At 34.1% G+C, this 26,267-nt stretch carries 28 protein-coding genes and 2 pseudogenes; 5 read left to right on the forward strand and 25 right to left on the reverse strand.

Annotated features, from left to right (window positions below; all coding sequences use genetic code 11):
- A pseudogene (locus tag IR213_RS06635) lies at positions 1-100 on the forward strand (IS982 family transposase); the annotation flags it as partial.
- A gap of 61 nt (positions 101-161) precedes the next feature.
- Here the strand turns inward: IR213_RS06635 and IR213_RS06640 are convergent.
- The 3 genes from IR213_RS06640 to IR213_RS06650 form a co-directional block, all read right to left on the reverse strand.
- Complete coding sequence (locus tag IR213_RS06640; protein ID WP_194311524.1) at positions 162-659, reverse strand: hypothetical protein; 498 nt, start codon at positions 657-659, stop codon at positions 162-164.
- A 41-nt stretch (positions 660-700) separates the two neighbouring features.
- Positions 701-1,306: a hypothetical protein gene (locus IR213_RS06645; RefSeq protein ID WP_194311525.1), complete on the reverse strand. Its 606-nt coding sequence runs from the start codon at positions 1,304-1,306 to the stop codon at positions 701-703.
- Positions 1,307-1,387: 81 nt separating this feature from the next.
- Positions 1,388-1,591 carry a GNAT family N-acetyltransferase gene (locus IR213_RS06650; protein ID WP_194311526.1) on the reverse strand — a complete coding sequence of 68 codons (204 nt, stop codon included), beginning with the start codon at positions 1,589-1,591 and terminating at the stop codon, positions 1,388-1,390.
- A gap of 238 nt (positions 1,592-1,829) precedes the next feature.
- Here IR213_RS06650 and IR213_RS06655 point away from each other — a divergent pair, with 238 nt between their 5' ends.
- The gene (locus IR213_RS06655) at positions 1,830-2,927 is read left to right on the forward strand and encodes a 6-phosphofructokinase (protein ID WP_194311527.1); all 1,098 of its coding nucleotides are present in this window, start codon (positions 1,830-1,832) and stop codon (positions 2,925-2,927) included.
- 176 nt (positions 2,928-3,103) lie between these two features.
- On the opposite strand, the gene IR213_RS16270 is transcribed toward IR213_RS06655, so the two are convergent.
- The 4 genes from IR213_RS16270 to IR213_RS06665 all read right to left on the reverse strand — a co-directional run bounded on the left by IR213_RS16270 (position 3,104) and on the right by IR213_RS06665 (position 4,577).
- Positions 3,104-3,397, reverse strand: a complete 294-nt coding sequence (locus IR213_RS16270) for a hypothetical protein (RefSeq protein WP_228479111.1) — start codon at positions 3,395-3,397, stop codon at positions 3,104-3,106.
- A 51-nt stretch (positions 3,398-3,448) separates the two neighbouring features.
- Complete coding sequence (locus IR213_RS16275) at positions 3,449-3,592, reverse strand: hypothetical protein (RefSeq protein ID WP_228479112.1); 144 nt, start codon at positions 3,590-3,592, stop codon at positions 3,449-3,451.
- A 140-nt stretch (positions 3,593-3,732) separates the two neighbouring features.
- Positions 3,733-4,011, reverse strand: coding sequence for a hypothetical protein (locus tag IR213_RS16280; protein ID WP_228479113.1), 279 nt, complete (start codon positions 4,009-4,011; stop codon positions 3,733-3,735).
- Positions 4,012-4,052: 41 nt separating this feature from the next.
- Positions 4,053-4,577, reverse strand: a complete 525-nt coding sequence (locus IR213_RS06665) for a GNAT family N-acetyltransferase (RefSeq protein ID WP_194311528.1) — start codon at positions 4,575-4,577, stop codon at positions 4,053-4,055.
- A gap of 122 nt (positions 4,578-4,699) precedes the next feature.
- Here IR213_RS06665 and yaaA point away from each other — a divergent pair, with 122 nt between their 5' ends.
- Positions 4,700-5,458 (forward strand): peroxide stress protein YaaA, encoded by a 759-nt coding sequence (gene yaaA / locus IR213_RS06670; RefSeq protein WP_194311529.1) that lies wholly within the window; start codon positions 4,700-4,702, stop codon positions 5,456-5,458.
- Positions 5,459-5,520: 62 nt separating this feature from the next.
- Entirely contained in the window at positions 5,521-6,384 is an 864-nt protein-coding gene (locus IR213_RS06675; protein WP_194311530.1) for a M48 family metalloprotease, read from the forward strand.
- A gap of 72 nt (positions 6,385-6,456) precedes the next feature.
- Here the strand turns inward: IR213_RS06675 and IR213_RS06680 are convergent, their stop codons facing one another.
- The 6 genes from IR213_RS06680 to IR213_RS06705 all read right to left on the reverse strand — a co-directional run bounded on the left by IR213_RS06680 (position 6,457) and on the right by IR213_RS06705 (position 13,203).
- Positions 6,457-8,028: a DHA2 family efflux MFS transporter permease subunit gene (locus IR213_RS06680; RefSeq protein ID WP_194311531.1), complete on the reverse strand. Its 1,572-nt coding sequence runs from the start codon at positions 8,026-8,028 to the stop codon at positions 6,457-6,459.
- Positions 8,029-8,081: 53 nt separating this feature from the next.
- Complete coding sequence (locus tag IR213_RS06685; RefSeq protein ID WP_194311532.1) at positions 8,082-9,161, reverse strand: HlyD family secretion protein; 1,080 nt, start codon at positions 9,159-9,161, stop codon at positions 8,082-8,084.
- Between the two features lie 12 nt (positions 9,162-9,173).
- Positions 9,174-10,493: a TolC family protein gene (locus IR213_RS06690; RefSeq protein ID WP_194311533.1), complete on the reverse strand. Its 1,320-nt coding sequence runs from the start codon at positions 10,491-10,493 to the stop codon at positions 9,174-9,176.
- 72 nt (positions 10,494-10,565) lie between these two features.
- Positions 10,566-11,204: a TetR/AcrR family transcriptional regulator gene (locus IR213_RS06695; protein ID WP_194311534.1), complete on the reverse strand. Its 639-nt coding sequence runs from the start codon at positions 11,202-11,204 to the stop codon at positions 10,566-10,568.
- Between the two features lie 198 nt (positions 11,205-11,402).
- The gene (locus IR213_RS06700) at positions 11,403-12,200 is read right to left on the reverse strand and encodes an energy transducer TonB (RefSeq protein WP_194311535.1); all 798 of its coding nucleotides are present in this window, start codon (positions 12,198-12,200) and stop codon (positions 11,403-11,405) included.
- Positions 12,201-12,603: 403 nt separating this feature from the next.
- Complete coding sequence (locus IR213_RS06705) at positions 12,604-13,203, reverse strand: REP-associated tyrosine transposase (RefSeq protein ID WP_194311536.1); 600 nt, start codon at positions 13,201-13,203, stop codon at positions 12,604-12,606.
- Positions 13,204-13,373: 170 nt separating this feature from the next.
- Between IR213_RS06705 and IR213_RS16715 the strand changes: the two are divergent.
- A pseudogene (locus IR213_RS16715) lies at positions 13,374-13,600 on the forward strand (IS91 family transposase); the annotation flags it as partial.
- A gap of 218 nt (positions 13,601-13,818) precedes the next feature.
- On the opposite strand, the gene IR213_RS06710 reads toward IR213_RS16715, so the two are convergent.
- The 12 genes from IR213_RS06710 to recF form a co-directional block, all read right to left on the reverse strand.
- Complete coding sequence (locus IR213_RS06710) at positions 13,819-14,223, reverse strand: hypothetical protein (RefSeq protein ID WP_194311537.1); 405 nt, start codon at positions 14,221-14,223, stop codon at positions 13,819-13,821.
- Between the two features lie 90 nt (positions 14,224-14,313).
- Positions 14,314-15,804 carry a M43 family zinc metalloprotease gene (locus tag IR213_RS06715; RefSeq protein ID WP_194311538.1) on the reverse strand — a complete coding sequence of 497 codons (1,491 nt, stop codon included), beginning with the start codon at positions 15,802-15,804 and terminating at the stop codon, positions 14,314-14,316.
- 350 nt (positions 15,805-16,154) lie between these two features.
- On the reverse strand, positions 16,155-16,706 hold the full coding sequence (locus IR213_RS06720; protein WP_194311539.1) for an RNA polymerase sigma factor: 552 nt from the start codon (positions 16,704-16,706) through the stop codon (positions 16,155-16,157).
- Complete coding sequence (locus IR213_RS06725; protein ID WP_194311540.1) at positions 16,697-17,803, reverse strand: glycosyltransferase; 1,107 nt, start codon at positions 17,801-17,803, stop codon at positions 16,697-16,699. Before IR213_RS06725 ends, IR213_RS06720 begins: the two co-directional genes overlap by 10 nt.
- Before the next feature lie 73 nt (positions 17,804-17,876).
- The gene (locus IR213_RS06730) at positions 17,877-18,491 is read right to left on the reverse strand and encodes an FMN-binding negative transcriptional regulator (protein WP_194311541.1); all 615 of its coding nucleotides are present in this window, start codon (positions 18,489-18,491) and stop codon (positions 17,877-17,879) included.
- A 52-nt stretch (positions 18,492-18,543) separates the two neighbouring features.
- Complete coding sequence (gene murB, locus IR213_RS06735) at positions 18,544-19,557, reverse strand: UDP-N-acetylmuramate dehydrogenase (protein ID WP_194311542.1); 1,014 nt, start codon at positions 19,555-19,557, stop codon at positions 18,544-18,546.
- Positions 19,558-19,595: 38 nt separating this feature from the next.
- The gene (asnB, locus tag IR213_RS06740; protein ID WP_194311543.1) at positions 19,596-21,443 is read right to left on the reverse strand and encodes an asparagine synthase (glutamine-hydrolyzing); all 1,848 of its coding nucleotides are present in this window, start codon (positions 21,441-21,443) and stop codon (positions 19,596-19,598) included.
- Positions 21,444-21,445: 2 nt separating this feature from the next.
- A complete protein-coding gene (locus IR213_RS06745; protein WP_194311544.1) occupies positions 21,446-22,513 on the reverse strand; it encodes a glycosyltransferase in 1,068 nt (355 codons plus the stop codon).
- Between the two features lie 8 nt (positions 22,514-22,521).
- The gene (locus IR213_RS06750) at positions 22,522-23,196 is read right to left on the reverse strand and encodes a DUF2461 domain-containing protein (protein ID WP_194311545.1); all 675 of its coding nucleotides are present in this window, start codon (positions 23,194-23,196) and stop codon (positions 22,522-22,524) included.
- A 10-nt stretch (positions 23,197-23,206) separates the two neighbouring features.
- Entirely contained in the window at positions 23,207-23,905 is a 699-nt protein-coding gene (locus IR213_RS06755) for a thioredoxin domain-containing protein (RefSeq protein ID WP_194311546.1), read from the reverse strand.
- A gap of 87 nt (positions 23,906-23,992) precedes the next feature.
- Positions 23,993-25,057, reverse strand: a complete 1,065-nt coding sequence (locus IR213_RS06760) for a DUF3089 domain-containing protein (protein ID WP_194311547.1) — start codon at positions 25,055-25,057, stop codon at positions 23,993-23,995.
- A 44-nt stretch (positions 25,058-25,101) separates the two neighbouring features.
- Positions 25,102-26,181 (reverse strand): DNA replication/repair protein RecF, encoded by a 1,080-nt coding sequence (gene recF, locus IR213_RS06765; protein ID WP_194311548.1) that lies wholly within the window; start codon positions 26,179-26,181, stop codon positions 25,102-25,104.
- Between the last annotated feature and the right edge of the window lie 86 nt (positions 26,182-26,267).

Below are 26,267 nucleotides of genomic sequence, written 5' to 3' on the forward strand. Positions count from 1 at the left end.
AAGAATTTTAGCTAAAATAACAGCTTTAACTTTGGTTCAATTCATCAATAGATTTATTTTTGAAAGACCAATAAACAATATTAAAACACAAATAGTTTAATTACACCCAACGGGTTATTATTATTATTATTATTATTATTATTATTATTATTATTAGCAATTTAAATTGCTAAAAAAGGTTTTTTATAATTTCCAGTTTTACTTACGTCAATAAATATTTGAACATTATATGGCACATCTCGACCTTTATAAACATTTGTATGAACCTTACTGCCTAATGGACCATAAATTGAATAGTCATCAAATATAGTTAAGAAATCAATTTTTACATTGGAAACAATATATTCAAAATCATCAATCCAGATTTTCCTATCTTTTATAATTGAAATACCAAAATTACTATCGTAATTTCCAAATGAATTATTGATTTCATAAAAATCACTTGAATCAAATATTACTTTGTCAACATTTACAGATTTGTCAACATCAAAAATTGTAAATCTGGGATATGTAGAGATTCTTCGATCGTTAATTTTATCAATTTGTTTATGGACTGCTGATATTGTGTAGCCAGACGTTTTGTCTTTAGTTGATCTCAAAAAAAAGGAAGCATCTCTACCTGTGATTTTCCAATATAATTCGCGAATAATCTCTTTCATTTGTGAGAATTAGATATTATTACTTTAGTGTTGAAATAATATTATTTTTTAAGTTCTTGTTTTACTTTTTCTACCGCTTTTGATATAATTTCACTTCTGTTCGATAACTTAAGAACTTCATCATTTAAAGCATTTAGGAAATCTATTTTTCCAACTTTCTCTCCTTCTTCAAAAGAATGTTTTATCATTTTTGACATAAGCATTGATAAAATATCAAAGGACAAATGAAAAAAGTAGAATTTGTATCTGAATTCCTCACTTTCGGGTTTGAATAATGAAAATTTTGTTAGATAATATTTGTCAAGATTTTTTTTAACAACTTTTCCACTACTACTTAACTCAAAAAAATCTTGAAATGTTTCTATGGATTTAATATGAGCAAATTTATTACGAATCATCATTAAATCTTCTAATTTATTAGAATCTATTTTATTCAATCCCTTTAAATCTTGAATTATTTTTACCTTTTGGTTAAAAGATAATGAACCTGAACTGTAACCAAAAGATTTAGACTTTTTCCAATCAATATTTAGAATAGTACCTAGAGATTTTGAAACTAGTTCTTCTATTAATAAAGTATGTTCCAAGATATATAATCTTAAATTTTGTGATTTTGAAATTTCATTTATATATGAATATTCTTCCATTATTTTTAAGAGTTTATATTACTTAAAATAGTTTATAACTTTTTATTCCTCCCAAATATACCAAAATAAACAAAACAAAACTTACAATTCCTTCTCAAAGCACACACTATTTTCCACGCCTTCATACTTGCCAAAATTTGGAATAATGTTGTAATGATTCTTTTTATAAAGGGCGATGGCTTCGGGTTGGTTTTTGCCTGTTTCTAAAACGCATTTTTTGATGTCCAGTTCTTTGCACCAAGTTTCTAATGCTTTCAAGATTGTGTAGGCAATTCGAAAACGCATACTAGCGAGGAAGAGGTATAAATGTTGGGATTGTGTTAGAAAAATGCCAAGAATTTCATCGGCTTTTCGCTGTTTACTGTAATTTATTTGTTTTGATTTCTATGTCAAATTCAAAAAAAATAGAATTTAAAAATTTTAATGCATTTGACCTGATATAAATCATTTTTAAGCACTTTATTTTTTATTACTTTTACTGTCGCATTAGCGTTAAACATTAAAATTAATTTAAAAACATATAATGAAAAGAGTATTAGTTGCCACAGGAGGCGGAGATTGCCCTGGGTTAAATGCCGTTATTAGAGCAATAGTAAAAAGAGCATCACAAGAAAAAGATTGGGAAGTCATAGGAAGCATTCAGTCATTTGATGGCATACTGCGTGAACCAACAGAGATAATGATATTGGACGAAAAAACAGTTGCTGGTATTCACGTTGACGGTGGAACCATAATTGGAACAACCAACAAAGGCGGTCCATTTGCCTGGCCAATAAAGAACCATGACGGAACCTGGGGTGCTGTGGATCGATCTGATGAAATGATTCGTAAATTACAGTATCTGGGAGTTGATGCCGTTATTAGTATTGGAGGAGATGGTTCTCAAAGAATTTCCCAACAACTTTTCGAAAAAGGATTGAATATTATTGGAGTTCCAAAAACCATTGACAATGATCTATCTGCTACCGATTTTACTTTCGGATTTCAAACGGCGGTTCAAACTGCCACTGAAGCAGTAGATAAATTAGTTACAACAGCTGCCAGTCACAATCGTGTTTTAGTTCTTGAAGTAATGGGAAGAAATGCCGGTTGGATTGCTTTAAATGCAGCAATTGCTGGAGGGGCTGAAGTATGTTTGATTCCTGAAATTCCTTATGATATTGAGGTTGTTGCCAAAAAATTACAAAGTAGGTACAACAGTAAAGGGAAAGGGAATGCTATCGTTGTAATCGCGGAAGGTGCAATGCCTAAAGGAGGAACTTTATTGTCTGAAAAAAGCGATGAAATTGGTTATGAAAATCTGCGTTTAGGTGGTGTAGCCCATAAATTAGTAAATGATTTAAAAGCTATGGGTTTTGAGCCTGATATGCGTGAAACAGTGCTAGGACATTTACAGAGAGGTGGTAGTCCAATTGCTTATGATAGAATTTTGGCTACGCAATTTGGAGTGAAAGCTTTCGAAATGGTGTTGGAGGGCAAATTTGGTCAAATGGCGGCGTATCGTCATCCGGATATTATTTCTGTTCCTTTCAAAGACGCCATCGATAATCCAAAATTAGTGGATCCAACTTGTGATTTAGTAAAAACCGCAAAAGGTGTTGGAATAGGTTTTGGAGACTAATTTTTATAAGTTCTAAAAGAGATTATGACTTTAATTAGTCTAAAAATAAGACCGCAAATTTAAAAATTTATAATCTTTGATTAATTTGCGAATTTGCGGTTTATTCTTTTAAATTTTTATAATCTAACTCAGATTATTTGGCACGATAATGTGAACTCTGCACAATTTCACTGCGTTCAATTTCTTTCTCCATATAGGTTTTGAATATTTGATTTATTCAAGCCCCAATTGGGCGCAATAAGTAAATCCCAATCTGATATTCCAAACAAGCGTTGGATGACGATATCAGGTCGCAATAGCGGAAGTATTTCACAAAGCAAATCAGTATATTCTTCCAAAGTGAAGAGTTTAAAAGTGTTTTTCTTGTATTTAACTCCCATAATTGAGCCTTCAACAATATGCAAATGATGGAATTTTACGAATTTAATTTGCGGAAAACGGTTGATTTCGTGTATATAACCTAGCGTCATTTCCCGGGTTTCCCATGGGAGTCCAAAAATCGTATGCACACACAAATCGAGTTAGCTGTCTTTTAACAATTCCACTGCGGTAACAAATTCGGCGTGGCTGCAACCACGGTTGATTTGATCTAAAGTTTCATCATAAATCGATTCCATTCCCATTTCTAAATCCACATCAAATCGATCGCAATAGCTTTCTAACAATGCGACTTTTTCGGCATCAATACAATCTGGTCGTGTGCAACAGAAAATCCTACAACAACTTCGGTGTTAATGGACAAAGCTTCGTCGTACATTGTTTTTAATAAATGTACTGGCGCATGCCTATTGGTATTTGGCTGAAATTAAACAATATATTTATCGGCTTTGTAGAAGTTTTTGGCACGCACCATTCCGTCCTTTAACTGTGTTTGAATTGTAGCTGAATTTCTGGAAATTTCAGGAGTGTTTGAATCGACATTGCAATAGGTACAACCACCGAAGCCTTTACTTCCATCCCTGTTTGGACAAGAAAAGCCACCATCAACAATTACTTTATAGACACGCAGTCCGTTGTGTTTTTTGGGCAAGTGCGCTCTGTAATTGTTGTATCCTTTGGCTTCTAAATCGGGTGTCGTGATCATACTTCAAAAAGACGAATTTAGATTCACTGGTTGCAATTTGCTTAATTGTTTATTTCGAGTTTCATCAACAAGTCAGTTTGTCGTTCGTCGCCCAAGATAAAAGTATGTTTGTCAAATTCGACAAAACCATTTTTGTTGTAAAATTGCAAAGCTCTATAATTTTCTTCCCAAACACCTAACCAGAGGTAATCTACTCCACTTTGGTGTCCGATTTTTATTGCTTCGCCAAGCAATAACTTTCCTATCTTTTTTCCAAGAAATGCTTTCAAAATATATATCCGTTGGATTTCTATTGCTTGTTGACTATTGATTTCAGTTTGTGCATTGCCAAAATTTATTTTTAAGTATCCAATGGTTTCGCTGTCCAAAGTGGCAAGATAAAATGCCGATTCCTGATTGTTAATTTCTGAAGCCACTTGTGTTGAATTGAAATTTTTCCGGACATAATTTCCCATATTTTCGGGTGTGTTTACATCTGCAAAAGTTTCGACGAAAGTTTTCTTGCTGATTTCTTGGATGATTCCAAGATCGGAAATTGTTGCTTTTCTAATTATAATTGGATTCATAAAAATATTGGAAGTTCTATTTGTATTTCATTCAAAAATACATAAATAAAAGGAGAGACAATTTTCATTTTCGGTTTTTCAATTTGTACTTTTGAAACTTTCAATAAAGAGAACTTATAACTATGAAAATTGTCATATCACCAGCCAAATCGTTGAATTTTGAAAAAATATTGCCAACCACAAAACATTCTGAAGGATTATTTCTAAAAGAAGCACGTCAGGTTCACAAAGTTTTGAAGCAAAAATCACCCGCAGCACTTTCGGAATTAATGGATATTTCGGATAAACTGGCCGATTTGAATTGGCAACGAAACCAAGATTGGAAAACACCTTTCACTAATAAAAATGCACGTCCGGCAATTTTTGCTTTCGATGGAGATGTTTATACTGGATTGGATGCTTATTCGATTCCAACAGAAAAACTAGACAATTTACAGAACAGTTTGCGGATTTTATCGGGTTTGTATGGACTCTTGAAACCATTGGATTTAATGCAGGCGTATCGCTTAGAAATGGGAACAAAACTGCCTATTGGCGAAAGCAAAAATCTTTACGAATTTTGGAAACCAATAGTTACAAAAGCTTTAAACAAAGAACTTCATGAGGAAGAACTTTTTATCAATTTGGCGAGTAATGAATATTTTTCGGCTATTGATGTGAAGCAATTGAAAGTTCCTGTAATTACACCAGAATTCAAGGATTACAAAAACGGAAAACTTAAAATAATTAGTTTTTTTGCCAAGAAAGCCAGAGGGTTGATGGTGCGTTACATCATTGATACAAATGCTAAAACTGTCGAAGATTTGAAAGGTTTCAACTATGAAGGCTATCAGTTTGACGCCAATTTATCAAAAGGAAACCATCTGGTTTTTACACGATAATGTTTTTCTACAAATCGAAACTTATATTATATTTGCCATTCATAAATCAATAATTTAAAAATATGAAAAGAAAATCGATACTTTTAGTTGTGTTAATTGTCTTTTTTGGTTTTTCAAAAACCAATGCACAAATTAAATTTGACGACAAAATGATAGGAGCAGTCCAAAAAGGGCTGGCAGGATTTACTTTTACTGATGCTGATGCCGCAAAACTTTCAAAAGTGTCAGTCGATAAAATAGACTCAGAACACATAATTGCGGGGGCTACAGATCCATATATGATTCGGCTAAATAAAATTTTTGGAAAATATACCACCGGTTACGGTTACACTTTCAACTATAAAGTTTATATCATAAAAGATGTAAATGCGTTTGCAACCGCTGACGGAAGTGTTCGTGTTTTTTCCGGATTAATGGATATCATGGATGATAATGAATTGCTGGTAGTAATTGGGCACGAAATGGGACACGTTGTCAATCACGATTCAAGAGATGCCATAAAGGCGGCTTATCAAAAAGAAGCTATGATTGAAGGAGTGGCTTCACAATCAAAAACTGTGGCGACTCTTACTGGTAGTGAGTTGGGGAAAATAGGTAGCGCAATGATTGATAGTAAACACAGTAGAAGGCAGGAATCAGAAGCTGATTTGTTTGCCTATAATTTTATGAAAAAAAATGGTTACGATGTTAATGCAGCAGAATCTGCTTTTTCAATTTTGGCAAAAATGAGCGAAGGAACTCAGTCTGATTTTATAACACGAATGATGAGTTCACATCCGGATTCAAAAGAAAGAGCTGAAACCGCAATGAAAAGAGCACAAATGGATGGATTGTACAAGCCATATGTGCATCAGGCAGCAGTTGTAACTCCAGTAAAAACTTCGGTAAAAACCACAACAAAAAAAACTACAACTAAAAAGAAATAATGTTTCTGTTTCAATACGGTTATAAAAAAAGCATCCCGAAATTTTCGGGATACTTTTTTTATGATTTTTTTTCTAATGCATTGCATCAGCTGGGTTAATTTTATTTTTTCCTTTTTTGATCATCAGAATAAAAGGAATACAAAGTAAAAATAGGATTCCTAAATACATAAAAATATCCATATACGTCAATACGGAACTTTGAATCATAACTTTGAACTCAATGGCTTTATAGGCTTTCGATAAAGCTTCATTGAAAGTAAATCCTTTTGCAATAAATCCTTGTTGCAACCTCTGCACAGTTTGTTGCACTTGGAAAGAGGTTTGGTCAAGGTGTGAAATCAAATTTACCCTATGTTGCTGATTGAATATTGCAATGAAAGTTGTGATAATGGCAATTCCAAATGAACCTCCCAATTGTCTCATCATTCCAGTAAAAGCAGCACCTTCGCCAATATTTTTTCCTTTGAGTGTAGATAATGAAAGTGTCGTAATGGGTACAAACAATAATCCTAATCCAACACCTCTTAATATTAATGGCCAAAACATTTCTCCGGCACTGGTATCAGGGGTAATGACATTGTGCATCCAAAACGTAAAAAAGAAAAACACCATAAATCCTACGGCTACCATATAAGCCTGAGGTACTCCACGTTGAATCATTTTGCCAATAAAAGGCATCATAATTCCAGTAGTGATAGAACTCGGAATCAATAATAAACCTGCATCAGTCGCACTCCATCCTAAAACCGATTGCGTATAAATGGGTACAATAAAAGTTGAACCATATAATCCAAATCCCATAATAAAACTCATAATAGTTCCAACCCTTAAATTTGTATTTTTTAACACTTTTAAGTTAACAATAGGGTGTTTATAGGTAAGTTCTCTTTTTATAAAGAGGATTAATCCAAATAGTGAAACAACACTTAAGCTAAGAATCAAGTTGTCATTAAACCAATCGTCTTGTTGGCCGTGTTCCAACACAAATTGCAAGGAACCGATAAAAGACGCCAGATAAAATATTCCCCACCAATCGACTTGGTTGGCTTTGAGTTTGTCGCCATATTTTGGACTTTTAACAAACATTAGCGTAAGTATTGTGGCAATAATCCCAATTGGAATGTTGATATAAAAAATATAAGGCCAAGAAAAATGGTCTACAATATAACCTCCCAAAGGCGGGCCCAATGTAGGTCCCACAATTACGCCCATACCATAAATGGCTTGTGCCATTCCTCTTTTGGCAACTGGATAACTTTCGGTAATAATGGTTTGCGCTGTTACTAGCAAAGCTCCACCGCCAAGCCCCTGTATAAATCGAAAGGCGACGAGTTCCCAAATATTGTCGGCATTTCCACATAAAAAAGAAGCTACCGTAAAAATAATGATGGAGGCAGCAAAATAATTACGTCTTCCAAATTGCTGTGAAAGCCAACTCGTCATTGGAATCACGATTACGTTTGCAATGGCATAAGCAGTAATTACCCAAGCAATATCCGTTAGTGTGGCGCCAAGGCTACCTCGCATATTGTTCAAAGCCACGTTTACAATAGTGGTATCCACGATTTCAAGCAAGGCACATAGAACGGCAGTTATCGTAATAATTATCCTCCTGAAACCATATTCTACTAATTCGTCTTCCACCGTTTTTTGCTGTTTTAAATTAATTATTTTGTCTCTTTCTACAAATGGGAGTATTAATCCAAATGAACATCAACTTCGACATTCATTCCCGGACGCAATAATTTTATTTTTTCGGTATCGTTTGACGTATTTAAACTTATTTTTACCGGTAATCTTTGTATGGTTTTTACAAAGTTTCCGGTTGCGTTATCCGGAGGCAACAAGGAAAATTTAGAACCAGTTGCTGGCGAAAATGAAGTAATCGTTCCTTCAAAATCGTAATTAGGATATGCATCTACTTTTAGTGTTACCTTTTGTCCAATGACCATTTTGTCCAATTGTGTTTCCTTGAAATTAGCAATTACCCAGGCCGTTGTATTGTTAATAATGTAGAATAAAGATTGTCCCGGTTGCACTAATTGTCCTGGTTGAATATCAATTTTCGAAACTTGTCCATCAATTGCAGCCGTAATTACAGTATACGTTAAGTTTAGTTTTGCAGCATCAAGTTGCGCTTTGGCTCTTTTAATATTGGCTGCAGCCACTTCGGTTTGTTTGTTCGAAACGTTTGATTTGGCCACAATCGCTGATTTTTGATAAGAGCTTGCTTTTTGTTGTTGTTGCAAAATGCGAACCTGATTTTCGGCTTCTTGTTTTGCAGTCAAAGCTTGTTCGTATTGTTGTTTTGTTATGGTGTGATTTTTATATAAATTACTATATCTGTTATAATCATTGGTCACCTGATTCAATCTAATTTTTGCCGATTCAATATTTCCACTAGCCGATTGTACATTCGCATCAGAAACAGAAATACTCGCCATTGCACTTCCAATATCTGCTTTTGCAACTTCAAAACTTCCTTCGGCTGCCGCCAATGCTGCGTTTGCATCTTCTACTTTTAATTGATAATCACGAGTGTCAATGGTAAATAAAGTATCGCCTTTTTTGACAAAATCATTGTCTTTGATGTAAACTTTGCTCACGTATCCAGAAACTTTAGGAATTATTGGATTCATATTTTTCTCGATTTGAGCATCATCAGTACCTTCGTGTGACAAGGAATGAATGTATTTGAAAGCGCCATATGTTCCGCCTACAAGTATGAATGTAGCAAATATGATGATGAATTTTTTATTTGATTTTTTCTTTTCCATAAGAGATGTCGATTATATTTTTGAAAGATTGAAAGTTTGAGATAATTGTCCAGTCACTGAAAGCAACTCATAATATTTTTGAATGATGTTGGCTCTAGCCAAAGCATTATTGATTTTTGAACTTAGTTGTTCCACATCAGCTTCGAGTAAATCATTCGTGTTCGAAAGTCCATTGTCGTATTTGTCTTTTACGATTCTGTAATTTTCCGATGATTGCGCTGCCGCTTCCAGATAAACCTCATTTTGTTTTAAGGCCAAATCATAGTCTTCAATGGCTTGTTTTACCTGAGCCTTGATGTTATCAGTAAGGATTTCTTTGTAATTCTGAGTTTCAAGCGATTTGCTTTCAGCAATTTTTACATTTGTGCCGTTTTTTAGAATCCCACTCAAATCATATGAAACTCCTACTCCAAAGTTTATTGCATTTTGAATCGTAATCACATTCTCCAATCCCAAAGAAGCATAACCTCCCAGAAGTGAAACGGTTGGATAATAGGAACTTCGCGCCATTTTCACGCCTGCTTCCTGCGCTTTTTCTTGAAATCGAACAGCTTCTAAGTCCTTGCGGTTTTCTAATGCAGGTTTTTCATCCGTTGGAATATTGTTCATTTGGAAATTAATAAAATCACTTTCCTTAACTGTTAATTTTGTTTCTGGTGACAGTTTCAAAAGTGAAACTAAATAATAGTTTACGACATTCAAATTGTTGTTCATTTCGTCAATGGACAATTGTATTTTTGAAACCTGTAATTGCGATTTCAATAAGTCGTTTCTTGGAATAATTCCATTTTTTTCCAATTCTATAAAATCAACCACGCGCTGTTCTGCTTGTTTTTGATTGTCTTTTAACAGTTCCAAAGTTTTTTGTGTCTTGTATAGACTGGCATAATAATTTACGACCCGCATCGCAATTTCTTCTTTAGTTTGCGCTGCAGTTGCTGTTTCTGCTTGGTACAAATTTTCTGAAATCTTGATGTTATTCTGCGTTTTGAAACCTGCAAAAACAGGAAGGTTAGCATTAATTTGTCCAATCAGCAATTGATTTCCGGAGGGAAATGGAGTTCCACTTTGTTTGAATTTTATGTCGACCGTTGGCCTAATAAAATTTTGATATTGACCCCAAAGCTTGAGGTCAGGATATTGAGTGTTTTTTTTCGATTGTAATTCGTATTTTGATGAATTTACTTTGGAATTTGCCAAGCTGACTTCACTACTTTTCGACCAGGCCATATGAATGGCTTCGTCAAGCGTTAAGCTAGTTTTTTCTTGTGCATCTATGGATAAAATTCCAATAAAGTAAATCCCCAAAAGTAATAATTGACTAAGTTTCATATATGTAGATTTTGTTTTTTAGTGGTCATATATGGTATCGCCTTTTTATTTATTTGTGTTTGCTTGCGCAAACTAGTCTTTAGTGGCGATTTCATATATCAAAAGGGCTTTTATGGTTTGCTGAATGTGCTTTGTTAAATCGGTTTTTATATAGTTGTTGTATAGCGTGTCTGTTTTTAAACCTAATATTTCTTCATAGAAGTCTTTGTTCATTTGAAAATGAAAGAATGTTCCAATAATGGTTGGAGTTATTAGCGGGATATTGATGTCTTTTCTAAATATTCCTTTAGCTTGACCTTCCTTAATTATAATCTCTAATGACTTTAAATTAGATTTTTTTAATTCTGTAAAATAGTGGTGAATATTTTCATTTTTCTTAGTCGTTATCTCAAAATGCATGATACGATAAATCCCTCTATTACAGTTAATTCTATTAATATACAGTTCAATTAACTTATTTATTTTTTCTATTGGTTCAAGATTTTCCTCTAATAAATTCGCTAATTGTTCCTTAAGTCCCCCTGTTTTGTGTTTAATAAGTGATTCTAATAATAAATCTTTCGATCCAAAATAATAAGAAACCATAGCAATATTAATCTTTGCTACTTTTGAAATATCCCGAATTGAAGTTCCGTCAAATCCTTTCTCGGCAAATAGCGTTTCGGCTACTTCGAGGATTTGAATTTGTTTATCGTTTAAATCTGTTTTCAAAGCTTTTTGTTTTTTAAAGCACAAAATTAAACTAGCGTTTAATTTAAACAGTTGTTTAATTTTGTTTTAACTTTTTTTTAACGTTCGTTTAGTGGTAATTTTTGGGTTGTGATTCTGACTATATTGGCTTTTGGCCAAAAAAAAGCAGCTGCAAGAATTGTTCTCTCGCAGCTGCTTAATTAATTAGTTTTGTTTGGATTAATTCATTTCCACAGTAATTGGTAAATCATACGCTGTTCGCACAGGTTTTGAATTAATCATTCCTGGACTCCATCTGGTTCTCAGGGATTTCAAAACCCGAATAGCTTCTTTGCCCAAGCCATATCCAGGGTCTCTTTTTACGTGAATACTGGTCATACTTCCGTCTTTTTCTATTACGAAGGGTACATAAAGTTTCATTGTACTCATACCTTCGATGTCTGGTTTTTCATAATTATTGCCAACATAATTATAGAATTTTTGCATTCCACCCGGAAATTCAGGGAGTTTGTCCAGCGCTGACGCAGTAACTACAATATTGGGATCTACTATTGGCAATGTTGGATTTTCGATGGTTCCGGTTGTATTGGCTGTTCCGGTTCCGCCTTCAGTTTCAGGATTTAAAGGATGATTTTCTATTATGGCATTTGTCGGAATTTCAGCCAATACATCTGGAGTTGCAGAAACAACTAATGGTGACAAAGCAGTAGGTTCTTGAGGTGTTTTTGTTTGACCTGTATTTACTTGTGTTTTGGGTTGTATCGGCTCTATAAGATAAGGGGTAATGTGAATAGTTTTATCAATAGTTGTTGGAATCTCAAACACTATTGGTTTTCCAATTAAATTCGATAATGTGAATATTGCTCCAAAAGCAGCAGTCAATAAAATCCCTGAGAAAAACGCCATCACGGTAGTTTTTGAACTGTCACGGCGCAACTGGTAGGCACCATATTCTTTGTTCCTGTTTTCAAAAACAAGGTTAATCCAGCCGGTTTCGTAAATACTTAATCTAGACATAATAAATGGTTTTAAGGGTTAAGTATCTATCGAGTCATATGCAGCTATTTTAACATACAACGCAAATTATATGTAATATAATATATAAAATGTTGTTTATTTTATAATTATTTTAACAAGAAGAAAAAAAGTGTATAATTTAAGTAAAAAAACCGTTTTGGGAATAATCAAATTACCCGCTCCCAAAAGTATTCTTGAATACGAAAAGTTTGTTAAGAAGCAGAATGCTGTGCGAAGTCTCCCGACTTCGTACCCATTCCTATATGCCATTCCAACTTTATCACAATCAATATCCGCTCCCAAAAGTATTCTTGAATACGAAAACTTTGTTAAGAAGCAGAATGCTGTGCGAAGTCTCCCGACTTCGTACCCATACCTATAAGCCATTCCAACTTTATCAAAATCAATATTCATTATATCGGGTAAAATTATTCAAATTCAAAACATCAACAATTGGAATGTCTGCTTTTTCTATTTTTAATAAGCCAGTATCGCATACATAATTGCTGGCACTGGAATAAATATATTCTGATGCTTTCTCAACAATTCCTGCACGAACAGGATTTAGATGAATATAATCCAACTTTGACCACATAAATTTGTTGCTGTAAATTTCTTCAGGATGATTACCATACTGCCAAAACTGATATTTTTTGTTTCTGGAATGACTTTCGGTTGCTAATTTAAAACGCTCCAACATCCATTCTCTTCTGCTCTCTGGGTCTGATTTTATTTTTTCTATAATTTTTGCAGCTGTAAATTTTTTAAAATCTCGCATCAAATCCGATAATTCTCCATTGCCAGATTGAACTACCATATGCAAATGATTACTCATAATCACATAACCATACAAGACCAAAGCCTTTTCTCTAATACAAAAAACCAAACATTCTATAACTAGGTCTCTGTAACTTTTTCTTGTAAAAACATCAACCCAATCTACAACAGTAGCCGTTACAAAATGTGGTAAAGTTTGATCTCTTATTTTATATCCGTCTGACATACTCTTTTTTATTCAAATATATAGTTTTTACTACAAATAAATACTTGACGTATGTTTGTTGCCCTTGTAAGTTGCCTATTGGAACGTGTACGAAGTCGGGAGACTTCGCACAGCGCTCCAAGATTTCAAGAACGTTTTATTTTATGGAAGTCTTCGGATAGCGGGGTACGATTCGTCATTATAGTTTTTTTGAGAAGTACTTGTAAACATCGAAGAATAAATTTTTTACTGGAGAAACTCGAAGAAAAAGTGATGGAAAAAGCTAAAAAAGCTCTTTTTGCCCAAATATCCGTATTGCGAAACAGGTAATTTGCATCGGATTGCGGTTTTCGATCAGCGTGGTTTACCTGTTTGGTATCTTGGCGGAGCCCAAAGATCCCGTTTCTATAAAAGTTAAATTACGAGTAAGGGATTTTATGTTCTAACGTGAAGGAAAACACAAGAAAACCAACATTTAAACTACTCCAAAAATATAGGCTCGCTTGCCTCTTGTAATTCTCTCTTAAAACTTTACGATAAGTCCATAGTGTTAACGGCATGTAATCGGTTCCGTTCAACAGGAGTTTCATTGTTCGTGCTGCGCACGCAACGAAACCCTAGCTGTTATGCGACGGATTAATTTACTTTTTCGAATTTAACGCTACAACCTTCATCACAATTCATATAGGTCGGTTTTAAAATTAATTGTAAACTTGTATTTGTTTCCACTTTTTCTAAATAGCTATTTGTGAAACCAACACAATTATAGGTCATATTTACTTCATTTGTCGGGGAAATTATATAACTTCCAGTTGTACACTCAATATGTTTTGTTGAAGTAAAAGTTCCGTTACTAAAAAACTCTAATACATAGCCATTAGTAACAGTATGCCAAGTTGGGCTAGTTCCTCCGTCACTATTGTATAATTCTATTAGTTTCCATTTTCCAATAATGCTTGGTTTTGACGAATCGTCGTTGTTGCTTTTTGAGCAACTCATTGTTAAAAATAACAGTATAGGTAAATAAATTAATGTTTTCATAATATTCATATTTTAATTGTTAATTAATAAAGTAGTTTTTTTACTCTACTATAATTTGATGGTTTTCTATTTGATTATTTGTATAGATTTTTAATATATATATATTCCCTTTTTTAATCCACTAACAGAAAAAACCGCTTTGTTGTTTGTTATTTCAACTTTCAACTTTGATTGACCTATTAAATCGAAAAGTTCTCCTGAAATTATTGCTCCTTTTTCGGGTTGATTGTTTTGGTCTCTTAAATCGATATTGACAAGCTCTTCTGTCGGATTTGGATAGACTTTGAATGTAATTGCTGATGGAGTAGAATTATCTACCCTAGCAGTTGCTCCACACATATTAATCATATCTTCTGTAAAAAAACTAGTGAATCCACAGCTATTAGTAGCTTTAACTGTAAATTCTAACAAGCCTGTGTAATTCTTTGGAACATTAAATATAATTCTATCGTTGGCAGCAAAAGTAGCCGTAACGCCTGCTGTAAAAACTTGTATTGAATAGGAATCAGATAATTTTCGGTTTCCAATTACATATTTCACATAGTGAAATTTTATATCACAGCTTTCTTCTTGAGTGCTAGCTCTTGAAATATTAAATGTTGGTTCTCCTATCCATATGATTTTGGTATATATTTGTCCATTTAAATTTGCTGTAATTGTTGCTAAACCACTTATTGTTGCGTTTATTGCTTTAACTGTAATTCCAGTATTAGAAGACGTTATTATTTGAAGGTTTGAAGTTATCGACCAAATAACAGTTGTATTTTGTGGATTACTAAATGTGTATTGGTAATTTGATATTCCACAAATATTACTTGAACCTATTATACTTGCACATTGATTACTTAACGTTGCTTGCAATATAGAAGAACCACCTATTGCATTTCGCATTCTTGCACCTTGTTGAGTTGTAAAATGGTCTCTTGTTGTATAATAAGACATTGTATTTGTCAAATCAGGACTATATCCACCTGTCGCTCCTATATTAGCATCCGCAGGAGTATCACAAACATTATCTCCACAAGAACTACAATTTGAACCATTTGTAAGTTCCGCACAACCACCAGTTTCAGAGGCAGTTCCTTGAAAAGTGTGTAATAAATTAAAACAATGCCCTAATTCGTGTGGTGCTGTTGGAGCTAATACTCTGTCAATTCTGATTACAAGATTATTGCTAATAATTGCACCAGCTCTGCCATAATATGGAGCTGAATTTACTATATAAAAATTTATAGCATTTGGTTCATTATTTATTGCTGTAAGTTGACTAAATTCAGCATCATCAAACGCATTTAAATTTGAATTGTTGATATAATCAAAGCCAATACTTGAAACATTTATCAAGTGCGAATTATAGAATTGATTTATATAATTAATCGCATTCGGTATTTGTGTAGCGTCAAATCCACCTGTTCCATCTGTTTCTCGAACGATGTGAAATTTAATACTGACGCAAAATTGGGCATCATAATTTGCAGGAATATTAAAAACTTGATTTGTTAACGAAATTGGAGTACCACATTCTTGGGCGTGTGTATTAAAGGCTAACAATGCAACTAATATTAAAACAATTTTTTTCATTTTATGTTTTTTAATTTGTTAAATCTACTTTTTTACTATTGACTTTAAGTCATTCGTATTCAATGTTTTGAAAGAGTACAGACTGTAATACTCAAAGAGTTCCTTTGGTTTAGTAATTTTGTTTTTCATTTCCATTACGTTTTGCTAAATCTGTCGCATAACTATCTTATAGCGACCATAAAATGGCTCCAATCTATCAAAAATGGATTGGCTTTGTGCCATAAAAAGTTCTAGTATTTATTTGGTAAATTTATAAAAAAAATATTACAAATCAACAATCGGAAATTTAATATTTCGCAAATTTTTGTTACTTACGTGGGTGTAAATTTAGGCTGTTTTGTAAACCTAAATTAACGGTGGTCCTGAATAATTTCGGCCAGTAATTTCTTAGCGCGAAGCAGTTTTATTTTGACGTTACTCAGCGGTTCGTCAATTTTGTTGGCAATTTCCTGATAGCTCATTTCCTGAAAATAACGCAACTGGATCACTTCCTGATAATGCGGTTTGAGTTCCTTGATGAATTGCAACAATTGTGAAAGGTTTTGCTCTGTAATCAATTCATCTTCCGCAGATGGTGTAGTGTCGGCTATATTGTAAGCTTGTTTGTCTTCATCGTCAGTGATTTCGATAAAAAGAGAAGATTTCTTTTTTCGCAATAAATCGATGTGAACATTTTTGGCAATGGCAATCAGCCAAGTGTTGAACTGAAATTCAGGGTTGTAACTGGCGATTTTATCAAAGGCTTTCGAGAAGGTTTCGATGGTAATATCTTCGGCATTGGTTTCGTTTTCAGTGCGTTTCAGCATAAAACCATAAACCTCGTTCCAATAAAAATCCAATAAAAAAGTGAAGGCTGCTTGATCACCTTTTTTCGCTTTTTCTATCTGTTTGTTTATTTCCAATGTACCGGTTTTGAAAAAATATTGGTGATAAAGATATTCAATTGGGTGAAGATAAGCACAATTTCAATAATTGGAAACCAATACATCACATCTTTTTCTTTTAATTTTCCGGCCGAGAAACCTAAAATGATCCAGCTAAACAAATAACGAAATCCAATTAAGCTTAAAACCAGAATCCATTGGTATTGAAATGCCAGTAAAATTATAGGCAAAATTATAAACAGCAATTGTGAAACATAAAAAAGTGCCAGTTGAACTTTGTCAAATGATTTGTAAAAATTGGCTGTGGAAACGTGTCTGCGTTTTTGGGTAAACCAACCTTTGAATGTTGTTTTTGGTTGTGAATAAGTGAAACTTTCCGGCGAAAAGCAAATCGCTGTATTCTTGCTTTTGGCCACTTGATTAATGAATAAATCATCGTCGCCAGAGCGAATTTTCATATGGCTGATAAAACCTTTCACGTTATAGAATTCTTCTTTTTTATAAGCTAAATTTCGACCAATTCCCATATAAGGATGTCCTGTTTTGGCCCAGGAAAAATACTGAACTGCAGTTAACATCGTTTCAAAACGGATAATTTTATTCAAGAATGAGTTGGCTTTTTTTTCATAAGCTCCATAACCCAAAACGATGGTTTTGTGCATCGTGAATTGTGCGCTCATAGTAGTTATCCAATCTTTTGTGGCTGGATAACAATCAGCATCCATAAATAATAAATAGTCCTTTTTGGCTGCTTTTATTCCAAGAGTCAGAGCGTATTTTTTGTTTCCCCAAAAGGCTTCGTTATTTTGCACTTTTACCAACCGAATATTGGAATATTGTTTCTCGAATTCTTCGAAAATTTCCAAAGTATTGTCGCTTGAAGCATCGTCAATCAATATGATTTCATAATCAGGATAATCTTGTTGCGCTAATAGTGGGATGAATCTAGCCACATTCTCGGCTTCATTTTTGGCACAAACGATTACCGAAATTGGGATTCTTTTTGGAGTAGACTTTTGTGTTTTGGCGAAAGCAAATTTCCCAAAAACAAATAGATAATACGAAAATTGTATCGCAACTATAATAATAAAAAAGTATAATGTAATGGTCAACATATAGGCTCGTCTTCTTTTTAAAATGGGTACAAAGGTAATTATCAATTGTCAATTATCCATCGATAAACGGCAATTACTTTCTACATTTCGACATTTCATTTGCAATTGCAGTGGCTTGGGGATTTTCCGTCTTATTTAATTCAGAAATGATGTTTTCATAATTCTTTTCATCACGGTTTTGAGATAATTTACGTTTGGCTTGTATTTCCTCAATTTCAATTTCAAAAGCAACAATTCCGCGGGTTTGCATCATTGTTTTCTTAGAAAAATCTTCTATTTTGACTGGGTTTTCAGAGTTTTGTTCGTATTTATCGACTAGTTTTTTTAAACTTTCAATAACTGCTTTACCTTCAATAATTTTAATGGTTCCATAAATGTGAACTGCTATATAATTCCATGTTGGTACGTTTTCGTGATCGTACCAAGATGGGGAAATGTAGCTGTGAGCTCCAGAAAAAATAGCCAAAATTTTATCGTTATCCAAGAATCCTTCCCATTGTGGGTTTTCTTTCGAAATGTGACCTTGCAAAACTTGTTTTCCGCTTTTATTGGTGTCTAATTCTAAAGGAATATGAGTTGCCCACAATTTTCCATTGGTTTGATTTACTAAAATCCCGAAGCTGTTTTTCTGTAGGAAATCAATAATTTCTTCTTTATTTTCGTTTTTATAAATATCTGGAATGAACATTTTTGATTGGGTTTTAGGCGAAAGGTTTTAGGTTTTATCTAAAATTCATTAATTAAATTACGTTTACTTCGGCTTCAATGTGAATTCCAAAAGTCTTGAAAATCGTTTCTTGAATTTCCTTCGAAACATCTAGAATTTCCTGTCCGGTTGCGTTGCCATAATTGACTAAAACTAAAGCTTGGTTTTTATGGATTCCTGCATTGCCAAAGCGTTTTCCTTTGAATCCGGCTTGTTCAATGAGCCAACCTGCAGGAACTTTTACTTCGGTTTCAGAGACTTCATAGTATTTCATTTCTGGGAATTTCTGGTGAATTTTCTCGAAATCGGTTTTTAAAAGGATGGGGTTTTTAAAAAAACTCCCGCTGTTTCCCAATTCTTTTGGGTCTGGTAATTTGCTTTGACGAATGGCGATCACGGCATTGCTCACATCCTTTAAACTAGGATTTGTGATGTTGTTTTTTGCTAATTCTGCAGCAATGTCACCGTATGATGTATTGATTTTATGATTGCGTTTGGTCAACTTAAAAACTACGGATGTGATGATGTATTGGTCTTTTGCCTCGTTTTTGAAAACGCTTTCCCGGTAACCAAAATGACATTCGGCTTTAGTAAAGGTTTTCATTTTCTGGTTTTCGATTGTCATTGCTTCACAGGAATCGAAAGTGTCTTTGATTTCGGTTCCATAAGCACCAATGTTTTGTACTGGAGTTGTGCCTACGTTTCCCGGAATAAGTGACATATTTTCTAATCCGCCAAAGTTTTTGTAGATAGTCCAAATCACAAATTCGTGCCAGTTTTCGCCAGCCTGACTTTCGACCCAAACGAAATCTTCATTTTCCTTGATGATTTTTCTGCCTTTCAAATCGATGTGAATAACTAAGGCTTCGATATCTTTGGTCAAAAGCATATTGCTTCCGCCGCCAAGGATAAACTTTTTTTGGGATTTATTTTGTTCCAAAACTGCTTTTAATTCAGCTAGATTGTGAACGGCAACAAATTGTTTTGCTTTGGCTTCAATGCCAAAAGAATTGTAGTTTTTCAGAGAAAAATTATTTTGTATTTCCATAAATGGGAGTGCGTTTAAACTTAAACCAAAAGTAAGTATTAAAATTTATTTGCGTAGTTTTTAAGCCAAATATGCATCATAAATAGCGGCATAATGTAAGGAATCATTTTAGTGTCGCCTTTTCGCAAATTCTCGACAAGTTTATGGGCGTTGATATGTTCAAAATAAGGTATCCTGAACAAATCACTTTTCGAAAAAGCCTCTAATTCGGCAATAAATCCGGGGCTTTTTATTAAATAATCGCCCCAAGGAACGCTTAGTCCCACTTTTTTAAATTTTAAAATTTCTTCCGGTAATCGTGTTGCCATTGCTGATTTCAGGATGAATTTCCATTTTTTGCCCGTAAAAAGCCATTTGTCATCTAAAGAGCCCAATCCAATAATTAGCCTTTGATCCAAAAAAGGCTCCCTGCATTCTATGGAAGCACCCATTGTACAACGGTCATTGCGGTCGAGTAGTGAACACAAATACGTGTGTTGGTCAAAATAAAGTGCTTGTCTTCTTAAATTATTTGGATACAAAGATTTTGCGTCTTGCAGAATTTGTTTTCTGTATTCATTTTTTGGTGGAGCTGTGATTCCAAAAGTCTTTACAATGTCATTCGGATAAATATTGGAACCATTGTAAATCACTAAATCGTCATTGTCTTTTATTTGGGAATACCGGGCTAATTTTTCATAACGCGGTTTTGTCGTAAAATAGTCCATATGGCCAATTGTCGCAATCGAATTCAATAAAGACGGATATTTTAGCGCTTTGTACCTTACGTAACCGCCCATCAATTCGTCAGCACCTTCACCAGAAAGCAACACTTTTACCGATGGTTTTGCCAATTGTGCGAGTGCTAAAATATGCGGTTCGCTCAAATGCATAATGGGTTCATCCTGAAAATAAGTTGAATTGACCAGTTTGTCAAAAAGAGCGTTGTCCTCTAATTGCATTGTGTGAAAACCATAATCGAATTTCTCGGCCATTATTTTGGCCAAATGGGATTCGTTGTGTTCTTTTTCTTTAAAACCAATATTGAAAGTTTGGATGTCTTTGTGATTTTGGTGGTTTAGCGATGCCAAAATCGAGGAGGAATCAAGTCCGCCGCTCAATAAAACACCTGCAGGAACATCACTGACCATTCGCAATTTTACGGAATCATCAAAAGTTTCCCGAAACCATTCGACTGGATTTTTAATTTTGGGTTGGTTTTGAATTTCTGCTTTCAAATCCCACCATTTTTCATTGGTAGTTTTTCCACTTTCAAGAATGGTCAAAATGTGTCCCGGCAATACTTTTTTTACGTTTTCGTACAAGGTATTTTCGCCGGCCACAAATCGGTTAAAAATGTATTCTTCCATTCCGTCTTTAGCCATTTTCAAAGGAACTCCTGCTGTGAAAAGCGCTTTTTGTTCAGAAGCAAAATAGAAAGTCTCGTTGTAAAATGAATAATATAAAGGTTTAACGCCCATTCTGTCTCGAACGGCAGTCAGTTTTCGCTCTTTCTTGTCCCAAATCACAAAAGCAAACATTCCGTTGAGTCGGTTGAGCATTTTCAGACCGTACAATTCAAATAATTTCAATAAAACCTCTGTGTCGGAACTTGTTTTTATATCGAATCCATTGCTTTTTAGCTCTGGATAAAAGTCCTTGAAATTGTAAATTTCGCCATTATAAACCATTACATAACGTCCGTCGTCCGAAAGAAATGGTTGGTGTCCTGCCGAGGAAACATCTAGGATTGAAAGTCTTCGATGTCCCAAACCAATGTTGGTTTCAATAAACAAACCTTTGTCGTCAGGACCGCGATGCTCCAGCGAATCGCGCATCCTTGTCAGAATGCGTTCATCCACTTTTTTCTGTGATTGTAAATGTAAAATTCCATTAATTCCACACATAGCTAGTTGGGTTTAGATGTGTTAATTAATTCGTGATATTTGTCGGCAATGATTTTCATGTTGGTTTTATAATCTGCATTTTTTTCGACAAATTGTCTGTTTTTTAAAACTGCAGTCTTTCTTATTTCGTTATTTTCGAAAGCCCAAAGTATTTCTTCGGCCAGTATTCTGAAATTGTCAATGGGTATTAATTGTCCATTTTCACGGTGTTTAATCCAACTTTGATTTCCCGGAATATCAGTTACAATTGGATAACAATTAGAAGCCATCGCTTCAAACAAAGAGGCCGAAACCCCTTCTGTTATTGGCATACTGATATAGATATTAGATTTTTGTAATAACTCCGGTAATTTTGTATTTGGAATTCTTCCTGTGAAATTGACCTTTTTTTCGATGCTTGATTTCTTTGCTAATTCCTTCAGCTTTGGTAGTTCTTTTCCATCGCCAACAATGGTAAGTTCAAAATCAATTCCTTTTTGGTTAATGATTGAAAAGGCTTTTAAAATAATATCGTGGCGATAATCGGATGTTAGTGATCGAGTGACTATGGCATTGATTTTTGAAGAATCTGCAGTGTTTTGATTGTTGAATTTCACTAAATCGATTCCTTTTGGCAAAACCAAAACTTTGTTCATTTCGACATTGATAGCTTTCATCGAAATTGTCATAACGGGTCCCCAAGCGTGAATCAAATCCGCTTTTTTAAAAGCATAATCCTGAATTATTTTTTTTAATGGCAGTAAAAGCGATTTTTCAGGCCATAAATCGGTTCTGCCTTGTTGTGCAATTGCTATTGGTTTTACTCCTGATACTGCTGCAAGAAAACCATAACTTGTGGTTCTCTCTGCAATTACCATATCAGGTTGGTGGATTTTAATAATATTTCTGACTTGAAAGAGTCCCGTACAAAATTCTAATAGTCTTAGAAAACGGCTGAAAAAAGTATGATTTGGTGTTTTTAATTCCCAAGTGACAAATTCAAAGTCGCCAAATTCTTTGAGTCCATTCATCCAGGTTATGGCGTCCGCTCTGTAAGTTTCTCCTAGAAATAGTATCTTTTTTTTTGCCATTTATTGAATTATTCTTCGGAAGTTAGCGCCCGATTGATGAAATCGTTCAAGGGTTTCAAAACGATAAACTTCTTGCTCATTTTAGTAACGAAATCTTCTTTTGTCACTTCGTCAATGTCAAATTTCTGTGAAGTTTCGAAGCTTTTTAATTTTAAAAACTCAATGGCAGGATGATCCTTTTCGTAGCCTCTTGGCGGGTTTTTTAGTATGTTTTTTTCATTCCTGTCAAAATCTCCAAATTCCTTTTTGAAGTTTTTGTCATTCATGATTTCTTCCAAATCCTCGTGAAAATAGGCGATTTCCTTGCGTATTTTTTTCAGCTCGCCGGCCTCGGGACAATAGAATCCTCCGGCAATGAAACTGGTCCCTTTTTCGATATGAGCATAATAGCCGGAGCGACCCCAGCCTTTTACCCCGCTCGAAATCCAAATTCCCAAATGGGCTTTGTAGGGTGATTTGTCTTTTGAAAATCGAATGTCACGGTTGACTCTAAAAACACAGTTTTTAACCTCAAGCATTTCTAAAGATGGATCGAGAGGTTTCATTGCGTCAAGCAAATCACCAACAAACTGATGATAATCTTTTTTGACAGCCTCGTAGCGTTTTTTATTGTCCAGGAACCAATCGCGATTGTTGTTAATTTTTAATTCATCCAGAAATTGTAAAGTGTCTTTTGAAATCATGTTTTATTGATTATTGCAGTTGTTTTTTCAAATCTTCTTCGCTAATATAACCGGAATGTTTCCATTTTATTTCCTTATTTTCATATAATATAAGAGTTGGAAGTTCATCGATTTTCATTTCACTTATTAAGGTTTTATTTTCGTCGGCATCTAATCTAATGATTACCACTTTGTCAGTCATTTCTTTTTGCATTTTATCAAGATATGGAGCCATTTTTTTGCAAGGCGCACACCATTTGGCATTAAAATCTATTAATACTTTTTTATCGGTGTTCAATAATTCGGCATATTCCTGGCTGCACATTCCGATGATTTTGTCACTTGGTTTTGATAATCCGGCAGCATTCCATTTGATCATACCGCCGTCTAGGGTATAGATATTTTTGAATCCTAGTTCAACTAATTTTACCGAAGCTTTTGCGCTTCTGGCACCGCTTTTGCAATAAACAAAAACCGGTTTTGATTTGTCTAATTTTTCAGCATCTGACACAAAATTATCTCCAAGCCAATTTATATTTACGGCATTGTCGATATGTTCCGATGCGAATTCTTCGGGGGTTCTTACATCCAGAATTTGTGCTTTTGGTGTTTCCGCAATTTTTTTGGCGAAAGCCTCCGGAGCAATAGTTTGGATATTTATCGTGGGTTGCCCGTTGCAGGATAATATTGAAAAAGATATTAAAAGGATAAAGACGGAACAAAATTTCATGATAGGATGAATTTAATTTTAAAGATGCTAAAATAAGTATTTTCTGTTTGCTATTCAGTAAACATGAGTTAAAGAAAACTAAATTTTTTAATTTGTATTTCCTTCTTTTACATAATAAAAACTTTTCTGGTTCGTGCGATAGCTTTTGATTCTTAAAAGGGAGTTTTCGCTAATGTCTTCCCAAAATAAATTCACATCGCCTGAATGATAATTTCGCATCAAAAATGCAATATAGCGATAAGGAAAATGTGGTGTTGATATCCAAATCACTCCATCTGCAATATGGGTGTCAAAACTGTTTTTATACATTTTACCATTGGAATACAAAAAACCTTTGTGAAGTTCCCGCTTTGCAATGGAAGTGGTGTCCCAAGTTATCGGGTTAATCACTACTTTTCCTTTGAACCATCTATATTTACTTTTGTCAAATTTTTTTTTGAAAGTATTCCAGGTTACAAAACCTCCTATTTGGTCTGGATGCTCCATAAATGAAATAGTTTTGTATTGATTTCTATCTAAACCTACACCGGGAATATATGCCGCAACTAGTTGTTTTTGCAATGGTTTGCCGTCAAAAAAATCGCGTAATAAATAGGAAACATGTGTACTTCCTTGACTGTGACCTGCCATAATAATTCCGTGACCGTGATTATAGTGTTTTAAATAATATTCAAATGCCGCTTTCACGTCTGAATAGGCAAATAATAATGCTTTTGTGCCGCCATTATCAAGATTAGTATAGGAACGAATATGCGCCTGTTGATAATATGGAACATACAAATTGCCGGAACTAGCCCAAGCCGAAGCCTGAAAACGTACGGCAACATTCAGAACTTTATTTCTTTGAATGCTATCATCAATGGGAACATTCCATCTTTTATCTTTTTTTGAAACAAGTAATGTTGGATAAATATAAAATACATCAATCGAATCTTGCGGATTCTGCACGGTATATTCCTTTAAATTATCAGGGTAATTTCCGGGTAAAACTGCCCAATTTTTGTCGGATGAATAATCAATAGAATCCAAAAGAATATTTAGACCTATTTTACTTTTATTTATAGAAGTTGTTGGGTGATTTTTAGTGTTTTGTACACTACAACCAAAAAAAAGAAAACCAACAAATAGCAGCGAAAGGATTTGGTGTTTCATTTTAAGAGGTTTATTATCAGGCAAATATACGAATAAATGAGAAATTACAGATTGAAAATTTTATAAGTTTGATGAGTTGATTTGACAATGGTTTCAGTTCTTTCTGGATGTGTGTCTGAAATGAAAAGCTGTCCAAAAGTATCGCTGTTGACCATTTCGATTATTTTGGCTACCCGACTTTCGTCCAATTTATCGAAGATGTCATCAAAAAGCAAAATAGGTTTAAAACCGCTTTGAGTTTTTAAAAATTCGAATTGCGCCAGTTTCAAGGCAATCAAAAACGATTTTTGTTGGCCCTGCGATCCAAATTTTTTTATTGGATAATTATCAATTTCAAAAGACAAGTCATCTTTATGAATTCCAACGCTGGTGTAATGCAAAGCCCTATCTTTATTGATGTTTTCCTCTAAAAGTTTCCGCAAATCATTTTCGAATAAATGACTTTCGTAAACTAATTGAACCGTTTCCTGTGAGCCTGTTATAGCTTGATGATGCGTATTGAAAATAGGAATAAATTGCTCGATAAATTCTTTCCGTTTTTCGAAAATGTATTTCCCAAAAGCGTCGAGTTGCTCATTATAAATAGAAAGCGTGTCGGTTTCAAAAACATAATTGACCGCAAAATATTTCAACAAAGCATTGCGTTGACTGATCACTTTTTGATATTGAATGAGTTGTTTCAAATATTGGGAATCCAATTGCGAAATGACGCTATCCATAAACTTCCTGCGGGTTTCACTGCCTTCAACAATCAAATCCGTGTCAGCAGGTGAGATAATAACTAAAGGAATGAATCCAACGTGCTCCGAAAATTTATCATAGATTTTTCCGTTGCGTTTCAATATTTTTTTCTGACCCTTTTTTAAACTACAAATGATTTGTTCGTTTCTTTTGTTGATTTCAAACTCGCCGTCGATGACGAAAAACTCTTCGCCGTGTTTGATGTTTTGCACTGCCAATGGATTGAAATAACTTTTTCCGTAGGATAAATGGTAGATTGCATCCAGCACATTAGTCTTCCCAATTCCGTTTTTACCCACAAAACAATTTATTTTGCCCACAAATTCGAAATTTGCTTCTGAAAAGTTCTTGTAATTGAATAATGAAATCTTTTTTAAATACATTGGTAAAGCTTGCAGGTATTGATAATCTTCCTGATTTTGGATAAATTTTTTAAAGTGGGTGCAAATTATTGAAAAATATCGATAAA

The sequence above is a fragment of the Flavobacterium soyangense genome (assembly GCF_015277675.1).
GTDB lineage: Bacteria > Bacteroidota > Bacteroidia > Flavobacteriales > Flavobacteriaceae > Flavobacterium > Flavobacterium soyangense.